The following is an 11,470-nucleotide window of genomic DNA, read 5'->3' on the forward strand; positions in this document are numbered from 1 at the left end:
CGCCGTGCGCGGCCGGGCGGGTGCAAAACTGAAACCCAGCCGCGCGGTCTTCGCCGCGTACCAGCAACGAAAGCAGGACCCATGATCACCCTCCAGCAAGACGCCGACGGATTCGTTCGGATGAACCGGCACTACCCAGCCAGCCTCACCATCAAAATCGCGTTCGCCGACGGTAGCAGCGGTGAATTTTCCGGCAAGGTCCTGAACAAGGCCTACGACGACGCGCTCGCCGACTTCCGCACGGGGAACGGCCTGGACGATCGCGGATTCAGTCGCGCACCCAAGAGCCGTACCAACCCCGGCAACAAGATCGACGTCGTTCCCGTCAACCCGGGCATGACCGAATAACGGAGTGGACGGGCCGCCGATTCGCGGCGGCCCGTCCAGGTACTGGCTAGGCTGGGCCGATGGAATATGAGCTGAGGCAGGCCACCCCGGACGACGCTGAGGCTGTGGTGCGGTTCCACACCCTCGCGCACGAGCAGACGTACGCCCACCTGCTCTCCGACGAATTTTTCGCCGGGCGCCGGGCAAGCATCCCGGACCGAATCGAGGCGCGGAAACCATATCTGGACACGAATGATCCCAGGATTATCGCGCTCGCCCCAGACGGCACCGTCGTGGGCTTGGCCGATGCTGGACCGGGCCGCGATGTGGATGGCCCCACGGAAACCGAGCTGTACTCGATCTACACGTTGGCGGATACGCATGGCAGCGGACTTGGGGCCGCGCTGCTGGCCGAGTCGATTGCTGCGGTGCCGGCCTACCTCTGGGTTTTGGACAACAATCCCCGGGCGCACGCCTTCTACCGGAAGCACGGCTTCACGCCGGACGGATCACGGAAGCACCTCCCGGCGTCGTGGGAACGTCTGCCTGAGCTGCGAATGGTTCGGCACGGAGTCGGTGCCCGCGAGGAATCCTCGGCAGTCCCATCCAACCTGCCACTCGGTGACGAACAGAAGAGGTAAGTGCTGGGCCGCGACTCCGCCGCTTCCGCTCGGGGCGTCTGTGAAGGCCTGTGGGGCATGGTTAGCTATGAAACAAACCTGCTTCGAATCCGTTGCCAGGGTGTGAAAGGAATTTTCTCCAAATGAAGAGTGCAGAGCGCAAGGCCCTTATTTCCCTTGCCGTGGTGGTGGTTCTGGGGGTGCTGCTGGCTGTGGCCGGAAGCCAGGGAGGTGCCACACTTGCTGGCGTTCCACTGTTTGCCTTGGGCGTTGCAGGGGCGTTCGTGGTGCAGTGGCTTGCCTTCATTCCGGCGTTCAAGGCACAGACGGAAAAGTACTACGACTTCACCGGCGCGCTGACATACATCACCATCACTGTGCTGTTGGTGCTGCTGACCCCGGGTGTGGATGCCCGCGGGTTCCTGCTGGCCGCCATGGTGGTGGCCTGGGCGGCGCGACTGGGCAGCTTCCTGTTCCTCCGGGTCCGGAAAGCTGGCAAGGACGACCGCTTCGACGAGATCAAGCCCTCATTCCTTCGGTTTTTCAACACCTGGACCACACAGGGCCTGTGGGTAGCCTTTACGGCAGCCGCTGCCTGGATTGCCATCACCAGCGCCAACCGCGTGAGCTTGGACTGGTGGGCGCTGGTGGGCTTGATCATCTGGGCAGTTGGCTTCGGTACCGAAGCCGTCGCAGACAACCAGAAGCGGAAGTTCAAGGCCGACCCGGCCAACAAGGGAAAGTTCATCTCTACCGGCCTCTGGTCCAAGTCGCGCCACCCCAACTACTTCGGCGAGATCGTGACCTGGGTGGGTGTGGCTATCATTGCCGTCCCAACGTTGGAAGGGTGGCAGTGGGTTGCCCTCATTTCGCCGGTCTTCGTGGCGCTGCTTCTCATCAAGGCCAGCGGCATCCCGCTATTGGAGAAGAAGGCGGACTCCACCTGGGGTGGACAGCCTGACTATGAGGAGTACAAGAGGACCACCCCGGTGCTGATCCCCAAGCTTGGCTGAACGGCCGCCTGGGCCGGAGACGGACCGTGACGGGACCGCCCCAGCCGGGGAATCGGCGTCGTATTCCCCAGTAGCAGCGTAAGATGATAAGTAGACTTACGGATTGACTGCGAGGAATGACATGAGCGAAGTGCGCACGTTGGAAGCAACAGCGGTCAAGGACGGAAAGTGGTGGACCATTACCATTCCGGACGTTTATCAGGCGACAGTCGCCCGGAAAGCCGGCGAGATCCAGGCGTATACAGAATCCTTGGCAGCAAAGGTTCTAGGTGTTCCCGCCGACGAGCTGGACGTGCACCTGAGCGTCGTGGGCCGGAAGAAATAAAGCCGCTGACGAAACACTGGACACCAGGTCCTCGGCTTCATCAGCAGGCTGTGTAGTCTGGTGCCGGACGTTGACCTTCACGGACTGATGCCCAGGGGTCATGCGATCTCTGGCCCAGGCCGCTGATAGTGGCGACTCTGGTTCTCATGGGGGAGAAGCAAAGGTGTAGTGGCATGATGAACGGTTCCTTGACGGTCCTGGTCATTGCCGCGGCATGGATCATGCTGTCGGTCATTCTGGCATTGGTGATTGGCCGAGCCATTAGTATCGCCGACTTCAAGCAACGCCAACTGAACGTGGGGCACACGGCGCCTCACAGCCCGGTCCAGGCCCGTCGCGCTGAAGTACCACCGGACGCAGCACTCCTCGAAGACTGACGCGCCCACTGGTAGGCGCCGAACGCCAGGCCTATTTCGCGAACGCCTTGCCCTGAGCGGCCAACTCCTCTTCAAGGATCCGAATGGCGCGCGGCCCCACCCCGTGCATGGCCAGTAACTCCGACCGCGAGTGCGTCGCCACCTGCTCAAGCGTGCTGATGCCAGCAGCCAGGAGCGCGCTGTTTGCGGGCCTACCGATCGGCGGCAGGTCGCCAATTTGGGCTGGAGTGTCTCGGGTGCTCATAGCAGAAGAGCGTACCCGCGAGGCCTCGGCAGACGGACGCCGCCGTGCTAGTGTCCGGCTTATGGCTGTGGATTCCGCTCTGCTCGACTGGCTCCTCGACTCCGACCCCACCCTCCGCTGGCAGGTGGAGCGTGACCTGGCCGGTTTGCCGGCTGATGCCTGGAAAGCCACGCGGGGCCGAATCGCCACGGAGGGCTTTGGTGCGGAACTCCTCTCGCACCAGGACGCCGATGGCCAATGGGCAGGCGGCGCATACTTCCCCAAGGACTTCGACTTCAACGGGCCAGAGGCCGCGGCCGATGCCGGCCAGCCCTACACCGCGACCACCTGGTCGCTGAACGCGGTCCGGGAGTGGGGGCTGGACGCTGCCGCGCTCGCAGGCACTGCAGAGCTGCTGGCCCAGAACAGCAGGTGGGAGTACGACAATCTGCCGTACTGGGGCGGCGAGGTGGACTGCTGCATCAACGCGTTTACGCTGGCCAACGGCGTGTGGCTGGGTGCCGACGTCGCCAGTATTTCCGAGTGGTTCATCGACCACCAGTTGCCGGACGGCGGCTGGAACTGCGAGTGGGTGGAGGGGTCAACCCGCTCCTCGTTCCACTCCACCATCAACGTCCTGAAGGGGCTCCTGTACTACGAACAGGCCGTTGGTGGCTCCGCCGAATTGGAGGCTGCCCGGCACCGCGGCGAGGAATATCTCCTCGTCCGCAGGCTGCTGTACCGGGAATCGAAGGGGGAGCTGGTGGCCTCCTGGGCGCCGCGGTTCGTCTACCCGTTCCGCTGGTTCTACAGCGCACTGAACGCCCTGGACCACTTCCGGTCGGCCGCAATGTACGACGGCGCCGCCCCGGACCCGCGGTTGGCGGAAGCTATCGAACTGGTCAGGTCAGCCCGGCAAGCGGACGGCACGTGGGTGCAGGAACGGCGGCACCCGGGCCGGGTCTGGTTCGAATACGATGCGCCTGCCGGGGAGCCTTCGAAGTGGCTGACGTTCCACGCCGTCCGGGTGTTGGAATGGTGGGACGACAGCCAGGATTAGCCCTGCTGGTTACGGCGAAGCCACCGATTGGCTGAACGGGCCTCCCGGAGCGAAAGCGTGGTGGGCGAAGCGGCGCCCGATGAGGTGGTGCGCCTCGGGCCCTGGGTGCAGTCCGTCGGGCAACGGAAGTGCGTCCGCGTCTGCCCGGCCGTAAAGCGTGAGCCCGTCGAGGTAGTGCAGGTTCGGGTCGCCGGCCCTGCGCTCGGCGACTGTGCGCAGGGCCTCGCGGATGACCTCGAGGGTCAGGCGCCCCTGGGCGGTGTCGCCGGGTGTTTCGGTGGTGGTGAACTGCACCCGGTCTGTGCCCAGGGTGTCCGCCCTGATCGATCCCGGTCCGGGGGTGTCTTCGTGGATGGCGCAGAAGATGGGGGAGATGAGCAGGATAGGGGTGTGGGGATGCCCCTCGCGGATGGTGTCCAGAAAGCCGTGGACCGCGGGTACGAAGGCACGCAACCGCATGGCGTCGTAGTTGACCACGTTAATGCCGAGCTTGACGCTGATGAGATCGGCGGGAGCATCGCGGATGACCCGGGCCATGAACGGATCGACGAGGGCGCTGCCGCCGAAGCCAAGGTTGCGCAGTTCCACGTCCCCAGCCGATTGCGCGGCGATGACCGGCCAGATCCCGGTCGGTGCCAGCGCGTTCGATCCTTGGCTGATGGAGCCACCGTGGTGGACCCAGAGGCGGGCGGCAGGGGTGCCGGCCGTGATCGGAGCGTCCGTACGGAGGTCGATAAGCTCGATGGTTTCGTTGTGGGGCAGCCAGATCTCCACGGATTTCGTGGCGGAACCCAGATCCGTCACCGCGGTGGTGTGGGCCGGGCCTGCATACGGGCTGGTTCCTCCAGTTTGCAGGTCCACCTCGAGCCAGTCGCCACCAGTGAGTTCGTCTCTGGTGTGCAGCGTGCCGTCGATGAAGACGTCAACGTGGCCTCGGGCCCGGTGCGTGCCCCGGTAGGTGACCCGTGACGGGTGTATTTCGAGTTCGATGCGGGACGCCGTGGTGCTGAAGGCCAAATGGACTCCGGAGGGCTGGGCTTCGGCGCCAAGGAGTTGCGGGTCGGGAAACTGCTGCCGTACCCAGGCTGGCAGCCGGTGTGGGGCGGCACCACGGGGTGTCGGATCGAGCGCGGCGGCCCCACGGACGAAGTCGTGGGTGAAGGGGGTGCTGATCATCAGGAGGTACCTTCCGTGGGCCAAGAGGTCAGTGCGCGGTCCAAGGCGTTGACTGCGGCTGCCCAGGATTCATTGGTGTCGTCGGCGCGGTGGGAGTAGGCCTCAGTGCGGGTGAGGGCCAAAAACCCATTGATGGTTGCCCCCACCAGGCGCGAAGCATGGACGAGGTCCTTCGCCGGGATGGCGTAGCCCCTGATTACCGCGAGTAGAAGCGTTGCGATTCTCGCTGCTTCAGGGGATTGAGCGATTTCGGTGGTCGCGGGTCGCTGCAGTGCGGCCCAGGCCCCGGGGTGGTCGAGTGCGTAGGATCGGTGCACATCGGCGAGCGCCCGGAGGGCTGCCTTGGCGGAAAGCCCGGCGACGCCTGCACCGACCAATGCGCCGAGTTCGTCAAAGGCAAGCCGCTGGATGCCGTCCATCAGGGCGGCCAATCCCCGGACGTGCTCGTAGAGGCTGGCCGGTTGCACGCCGAAGTGCCGTGCGACGGCGGTCATCGTGACCGCGTCAAGTCCCTCGCGGTCTGCAAGGGCCAAGGCAGCTTTGAGGACGATGTGTTCGGTGAGGTTGGCGCGCGGCATACCTCCATCCTACATGCCTTAGGTTAATCCCTAATATGCGTAGGTTTTGGTCGGGAACAGCCCGCAGGCGCATGCCATTCCTGCGGCCCGAGGATTGTGATGGGAATCTATCCAGTGGAGGTGCAGTCGTGGCCAGAATTGAACTCCCGCGCGTGGGTGTCAGCTCCAACGTGGCGGCCGCTCTAGTTTGATCACTCAAGCCACCGTCAGCTCCAGCACGAACATCACATCGAGCAGCTCCATCCCGTCGAGAGCTGAGAGGTCCCCGGCTACCGGCGCAGCGGGGGCCAGTCCGCCAGCCGCGGTCACCCGGACCACGTGGGCGTCCGCGAAGCCGTTGGTGAAGGAACCTGTCACGTCCACTGATGGCAGCCCACCCCATCAACCGTGCGTTTTGCGGCTGAGTCCGGGGGATTCCGGTTTTACTTGGCGAGGCCTGCCGATGAGCCCGGCGTGTGCCTCATCCAGTTCGCTGACGAAAATCCCGATCAGTGGGGATCCATCTGCAAAACCGATGGCGGCCCGGTGCTGACTGCGAATCTTCTGGGGTACGGGAGCGAAGCCGCCGTGGTGGCCGATGGTGCCGACGTCGAGGATTTCCTCGGCCAGGGATACACATCGATCCACGAGAATGTCCTCGTCCGACGCTGATTGAAGGCCCACAGCTGCCGCTCTGACCTCAACCGGTCAGCTCGCCGCGATATCCCGTCGGAGGACCTTGCCCAGCACCAGCGTTGTCAGCCACGTGACAACGGCGCAAGCCACGGTGCCCCAGGCGATGTCCGTGATGGCCACCAGGGTGGGGAATCCCTTCAGCACGGCCAGCCCGGTGAGCGCCCAGGTGGCGTAGGTGAAGAAGCCGAAGAGCGCTGCGCCAGTGACGCGTTGGCGCAGGGTGGCGTTCCGCTCGTTGGGGCGGACGCCGTAGTGCACCATGCCGGCGACGTAAATGAGGTAAAAGGCGACGGCGGCAACGTAGTTGGTGTTCGTCGCGATCAGGTCGCCGATCTGGGCCTTGTACTGCGGGTTGGCCACGCCGAGGATCCAGACCACATCGAGGGCGGCGAAGATCACTGCTGTTACCCCGTAGGCGAGGAACCATCGTTTGAGGTGCGGTTTCATGCCTGGCTCCTGGGGTCGGTGTAGAGGCTCTCCACCAGGTGGCGGGCCTTGTCGGTGAAGGCGTTGCGTTTGAGTTTCATGGTGGGTGTGACGTTGCCGTTGGCTTCGCTGAGGTCGGCCAAGAGCAGCACAAACCGTCGGACCTGCTCGGAGCGGGCAATCTTTGCGTTTGCTGCGCTGACAGCCTGGCCAATTGCGGTGAGGAGCCGGGCGTCGTCGATCTGGATGGCGCCGCCGTCGTCCGGGATCTTCAGGGCGGTGAGTTCTGCGAAGCCCTCGCGCTCGGCCCAGGCGGCCACGGACTCGGGATCCAGCAGCACCAGCCCGCCCAGGTACGGTTTGCCTTCGCCCACCATCACGGCGTGCGCCACCAGGGGATCGCCCTCCACGTAGCCTTCCCAGATGGAGGGCGACACGGTTTTGCCGCCGGCGGTGACAATGACGTCCTTGAGCCGGCCCTTGATGGTGAGCCTGCCTTGCGCATCGAGTTCGCCCAGGTCGCCGGTGTGAAAAAACCCGTCCGTGAAGGCTGCAGCGTTGTCCGCGGCGCGGCGGTACCCGGCAAAAACACCCACGCCTCGGGCCAGCACCTCGCCCTGGTCCGTGAGCCGGACGGTGGTGCCCGGCATGGGCACGCCCACCGTCCCGGCTTTGATGGCGCCGGGCAAGTTTCCGGTCAGTGGCGCCGTGGTTTCGGTCAGGCCGTAACCTTCGATCACCGGCAGGCCCAAGCCGCGGAAAAACAGCGAGAGCTCGGCATCCAGTGCCGCGGCCCCGGACAGCAGATAGTCCAGCCGGCCGCCCACCAGCGCACGGAGGCGGCGGTAGAAAAGCTTGTCGAACACAGCGTGCCGGGCACGCAAGCCGAGCGGGGCGCTGACTGTTGGGTCGGCGTCGTGCGCTTCCGCAAAACGGCCCCACTCGACGGCGGTGCGCTGCGCCGCCGCCCACACCCGGCCCAGCCGCTTCTGCGCAGCTGCCCCAGCCGCCGAGGCCTGGATTTTCTGCAGCACGCGGGGGACCATCACCAGGAACGTGGGCCGGAGGGCGCCGAGGGCGGGGACCACCTCGCGGGGATCGGCCAGGTGCGCGATCCGCATGCCGTTGGCCAGGCAGATCAGCTGCAGGCCGCGAGCCAAGACGTGCGCCATGGGCAGGAAGATGATGGTGTTTCCACCCTCGCGGACCACGGCCGAATACGCGGCCGCCACGTTGAGGACCTGCCCCACGAAGTTGCCGTGGGTGATCAGGGCGCCCTTCGGGGCGGCGGTGGTGCCGGACGTGTACACGATGGTGGCCACCGTATCGGGGCCGGCCAGCAGCCGCCGTTCCTCCACAGCGGCGTCGACGACGGCGGCACCCCGGTTCACGAGGTCCGCCAGGTCCGCGCCGGGCCGGGAGTCCATGGTCCAGATGCCCAGGTGGTCCAGCCCTGCTTCGTCGAAGCCGCGTCGCAGCAGGTCGGCGTGCGTTTCCGTGCCGGCCACGGCCAGCCGAACCTCGGCGTCGGCCAGGATGGCGATCACTTGGGGGAGTGCGGACGTCTCATAGACCGGGACCACCACGGCGCCGGCAAACCAGGCAGCCATGTCCGCCAAAGCCCATTCGTACCTTGTGGGAGACATGATGGCTAGCGATTCGCCGGGCTGCACGCCGGCGGCGATGAAGCCCCGGGCCAGGGCACGCACCTCATCAGTGAACTGCTGGGTGGTCACCTGCCGCCAGGGCTCGGTAATGGCGGCGCCTGGCGCGCGGACCTCGAACGCTACGTGGTCGGGGCTGGTGCCGAGCCGCTCCAGGAGGAGATCGGTGGCGTTGCGGTGCCCGGTGGCGTGCACCAGGGGTGGGGAGGTGAACTCTCTCACGGGGTTTCTTTCTCGGAAAGGGTGTGCAGATGGTGCTGCATCATGTGCAGGGCAGTGTCGAGGAAGGTGCCGATCGCTGCCTGTTGGTCTTGGGGGAGCGAAGCCAGGTGGTCGCTGATGGTCGTCACCAAGGGGCGCATCAAGTCGGTGATGGAAGTGGCAGCCGCGGGAGTGCACGTGACGTGGACTTGGCGCCGATCGTCCGAACTGCGGAACCGTTCGGCAAATCCATGCTGCTCGAGCCGGCTGATGATCGCGGAGGTGGTGGCTGCCGTGGTGCCGAGTTGGTCGGCCAAGGCACCCACGGTGGCGGGACCCGCCTGGGACACGGCACCAAGGGCTCGGTAGTCCGTCAGGTTCAAGCCCAGATGCCGGGCCACCTCGCGTTCCGTTTCATTGGCCATGGTGAGCAGGGCTTGCAGCATGAAGGCCGACGGATGGACTGCGGGGGTGTCCGGTGGCGCTTGATGAGATGGCATGCCTTTACAGTAGTCAAATTCATTTGAACATCAAAGGCTGTTGAATGTCAGGGTGCTTGGTGAAACGTGCTCTGGCGAGCGGACAGCGGATGTGTTTCGGCTGCGGCGTAGATGAATGCACGACGGCGGCCCCCGGGTGGTTGCCGGCGCTTCGGTTTGTGACGCACAGCATAGCGTCCTGTCGGGGCGGGTGCGGCCGCTTTGGCGCCTCCATTACCCCTGCAACGCCCGGATTCACGGGGATTTTGGGGATGGTGGGTGGGTGTGGGGTTTGGTTTGGTGGTTGGGCTGGTGGGCGTGTATTGTTTTCTAAGTCGCCGCGAGGGAGACAGTGAAGAACTGGGAACCTCGGGTGGCCACATTCCCCTAAATTTTCTTCTTGGTTTCTGGCCGCGTTTTTGTGTGCTGGGGGTTGAGTGGGGTCTGGTTGTTTGCTGGTGTGGGTCCTGGAAGATGGATTTGTGTTCTGGTGGGTGATCGGGTAAGTTTGGGAAGTTGCTCCGGAGCGATCTGCGACCGTTTGGGTTGTGGTGGTGTCGGGTGTGTCTGTTGTTTGAGAACTCAATAGTGTGCCAAGTTTGTTGATACCGATTATGTTATGTGATTGGTTGAATGTGCTGAATCGTGCCGCCCCTGTGGTGTGGTTTGGTGTTTTTGGCTGGTTTCAAATTTTATGCGACCGCTTTTCTCCGTTATTTCCGGGGTGGGTGGTTGTTTTTCGTTTTTGTTTTACTTCAACGGAGAGTTTGATCCTGGCTCAGGATGAACGCTGGCGGCGTGCTTAACACATGCAAGTCGAACGATGATCCCTAGCTTGCTGGGGGGATTAGTGGCGAACGGGTGAGTAACACGTGAGTAACCTGCCCTTGACTCTGGGATAAGCCTGGGAAACTGGGTCTAATACCGGATATGACTCCTCATCGCATGGTGGGGGGTGGAAAGCTTTTTTGTGGTTTTGGATGGACTCGCGGCCTATCAGCTTGTTGGTGGGGTAATGGCCTACCAAGGCGACGACGGGTAGCCGGCCTGAGAGGGTGACCGGCCACACTGGGACTGAGACACGGCCCAGACTCCTACGGGAGGCAGCAGTGGGGAATATTGCACAATGGGCGCAAGCCTGATGCAGCGACGCCGCGTGAGGGATGACGGCCTTCGGGTTGTAAACCTCTTTCAGTAGGGAAGAAGCGAAAGTGACGGTACCTGCAGAAGAAGCGCCGGCTAACTACGTGCCAGCAGCCGCGGTAATACGTAGGGCGCAAGCGTTATCCGGAATTATTGGGCGTAAAGAGCTCGTAGGCGGTTTGTCGCGTCTGCCGTGAAAGTCCGGGGCTCAACTCCGGATCTGCGGTGGGTACGGGCAGACTAGAGTGATGTAGGGGAGACTGGAATTCCTGGTGTAGCGGTGAAATGCGCAGATATCAGGAGGAACACCGATGGCGAAGGCAGGTCTCTGGGCATTAACTGACGCTGAGGAGCGAAAGCATGGGGAGCGAACAGGATTAGATACCCTGGTAGTCCATGCCGTAAACGTTGGGCACTAGGTGTGGGGGACATTCCACGTTTTCCGCGCCGTAGCTAACGCATTAAGTGCCCCGCCTGGGGAGTACGGCCGCAAGGCTAAAACTCAAAGGAATTGACGGGGGCCCGCACAAGCGGCGGAGCATGCGGATTAATTCGATGCAACGCGAAGAACCTTACCAAGGCTTGACATGAACTAGTAAGGCGCAGAGATGCGTCCCCCACTTTGTGGCTGGTTTACAGGTGGTGCATGGTTGTCGTCAGCTCGTGTCGTGAGATGTTGGGTTAAGTCCCGCAACGAGCGCAACCCTCGTTCTATGTTGCCAGCACGTGATGGTGGGGACTCATAGGAGACTGCCGGGGTCAACTCGGAGGAAGGTGGGGACGACGTCAAATCATCATGCCCCTTATGTCTTGGGCTTCACGCATGCTACAATGGCCGGTACAAAGGGTTGCGATACTGTGAGGTGGAGCTAATCCCAAAAAGCCGGTCTCAGTTCGGATTGGGGTCTGCAACTCGACCCCATGAAGTCGGAGTCGCTAGTAATCGCAGATCAGCAACGCTGCGGTGAATACGTTCCCGGGCCTTGTACACACCGCCCGTCAAGTCACGAAAGTTGGTAACACCCGAAGCCGGTGGCCTAACCCCTTGTGGGAGGGAGCTGTCGAAGGTGGGACTGGCGATTGGGACTAAGTCGTAACAAGGTAGCCGTACCGGAAGGTGCGGCTGGATCACCTCCTTTCTAAGGAGCGCCTACAAAGCCTGGTCATCATGTATGTGGTGGGT

The 11,470-nt window shown here is 63.4% G+C and carries 14 protein-coding genes and 1 rRNA gene; 7 read left to right on the top strand and 8 right to left on the bottom strand.

The annotated features are described in order from the left end of the window. Window positions 1-81: 81 nt before the first annotated feature. From PSET11_RS06505 to PSET11_RS06525, 5 genes are all read left to right on the top strand, one after another. Window positions 82-348: a hypothetical protein gene (locus tag PSET11_RS06505; RefSeq protein ID WP_124091287.1), complete on the top strand. Its 267-nt coding sequence runs from the start codon at window positions 82-84 to the stop codon at window positions 346-348. A gap of 59 nt (window positions 349-407) precedes the next feature. Beyond that, window positions 408-968: a GNAT family N-acetyltransferase gene (locus PSET11_RS06510; RefSeq protein WP_124091288.1), complete on the top strand. Its 561-nt coding sequence runs from the start codon at window positions 408-410 to the stop codon at window positions 966-968. A gap of 122 nt (window positions 969-1,090) precedes the next feature. Next, complete coding sequence (locus PSET11_RS06515) at window positions 1,091-1,960, top strand: DUF1295 domain-containing protein (protein ID WP_124091289.1); 870 nt, start codon at window positions 1,091-1,093, stop codon at window positions 1,958-1,960. 121 nt (window positions 1,961-2,081) lie between these two features. Continuing rightward, a complete protein-coding gene (locus PSET11_RS06520; RefSeq protein ID WP_124091290.1) occupies window positions 2,082-2,285 on the top strand; it encodes a hypothetical protein in 204 nt (67 codons plus the stop codon). Between the two features lie 173 nt (window positions 2,286-2,458). Continuing rightward, window positions 2,459-2,662 (top strand): hypothetical protein, encoded by a 204-nt coding sequence (locus tag PSET11_RS06525; RefSeq protein WP_124091291.1) that lies wholly within the window; start codon window positions 2,459-2,461, stop codon window positions 2,660-2,662. A gap of 31 nt (window positions 2,663-2,693) precedes the next feature. Here PSET11_RS06525 and PSET11_RS06530 read toward each other — a convergent pair whose 3' ends face one another. Then, window positions 2,694-2,906, bottom strand: coding sequence for a helix-hairpin-helix domain-containing protein (locus PSET11_RS06530; protein WP_124091292.1), 213 nt, complete (start codon window positions 2,904-2,906; stop codon window positions 2,694-2,696). Window positions 2,907-2,967: 61 nt separating this feature from the next. Here PSET11_RS06530 and PSET11_RS06535 point away from each other — a divergent pair, with 61 nt between their 5' ends. Then, window positions 2,968-3,945, top strand: coding sequence for a squalene cyclase (locus PSET11_RS06535; protein ID WP_124091293.1), 978 nt, complete (start codon window positions 2,968-2,970; stop codon window positions 3,943-3,945). A 9-nt stretch (window positions 3,946-3,954) separates the two neighbouring features. Here the strand turns inward: PSET11_RS06535 and PSET11_RS06540 are convergent, their stop codons facing one another. The 7 genes from PSET11_RS06540 to PSET11_RS06565 all read right to left on the bottom strand — a co-directional run bounded on the left by PSET11_RS06540 (window position 3,955) and on the right by PSET11_RS06565 (window position 9,165). Beyond that, the gene (locus PSET11_RS06540; RefSeq protein WP_124091294.1) at window positions 3,955-5,121 is read right to left on the bottom strand and encodes a GDSL-type esterase/lipase family protein; all 1,167 of its coding nucleotides are present in this window, start codon (window positions 5,119-5,121) and stop codon (window positions 3,955-3,957) included. Next, window positions 5,121-5,699 carry a TetR/AcrR family transcriptional regulator gene (locus PSET11_RS06545; protein ID WP_124091295.1) on the bottom strand — a complete coding sequence of 193 codons (579 nt, stop codon included), beginning with the start codon at window positions 5,697-5,699 and terminating at the stop codon, window positions 5,121-5,123. Before PSET11_RS06545 ends, PSET11_RS06540 begins: the two co-directional genes overlap by 1 nt. 195 nt (window positions 5,700-5,894) lie before the next feature. After that, window positions 5,895-6,062 (bottom strand): hypothetical protein, encoded by a 168-nt coding sequence (locus PSET11_RS16630; RefSeq protein WP_160118968.1) that lies wholly within the window; start codon window positions 6,060-6,062, stop codon window positions 5,895-5,897. Between the two features lie 18 nt (window positions 6,063-6,080). Continuing rightward, window positions 6,081-6,326 carry a hypothetical protein gene (locus PSET11_RS06550; RefSeq protein WP_124091296.1) on the bottom strand — a complete coding sequence of 82 codons (246 nt, stop codon included), beginning with the start codon at window positions 6,324-6,326 and terminating at the stop codon, window positions 6,081-6,083. Window positions 6,327-6,386: 60 nt separating this feature from the next. Next, complete coding sequence (locus PSET11_RS06555; protein WP_124091297.1) at window positions 6,387-6,821, bottom strand: DUF2177 family protein; 435 nt, start codon at window positions 6,819-6,821, stop codon at window positions 6,387-6,389. Next, entirely contained in the window at window positions 6,818-8,686 is a 1,869-nt protein-coding gene (locus PSET11_RS06560; protein ID WP_124091298.1) for an AMP-dependent synthetase/ligase, read from the bottom strand. Before PSET11_RS06560 ends, PSET11_RS06555 begins: the two co-directional genes overlap by 4 nt. Continuing rightward, on the bottom strand, window positions 8,683-9,165 hold the full coding sequence (locus PSET11_RS06565) for a MarR family winged helix-turn-helix transcriptional regulator (protein WP_124091299.1): 483 nt from the start codon (window positions 9,163-9,165) through the stop codon (window positions 8,683-8,685). The genes PSET11_RS06560 and PSET11_RS06565 overlap by 4 nt, the downstream gene beginning before the upstream one ends. A gap of 734 nt (window positions 9,166-9,899) precedes the next feature. Here PSET11_RS06565 and PSET11_RS06570 point away from each other — a divergent pair. Then, window positions 9,900-11,426, top strand: a 16S ribosomal RNA gene (locus tag PSET11_RS06570). The last annotated feature ends 44 nt before the right edge of the window (window positions 11,427-11,470 follow it).

The sequence above is a fragment of the Arthrobacter ulcerisalmonis genome (assembly GCF_900609065.1).
GTDB lineage: Bacteria > Actinomycetota > Actinomycetes > Actinomycetales > Micrococcaceae > Arthrobacter > Arthrobacter ulcerisalmonis.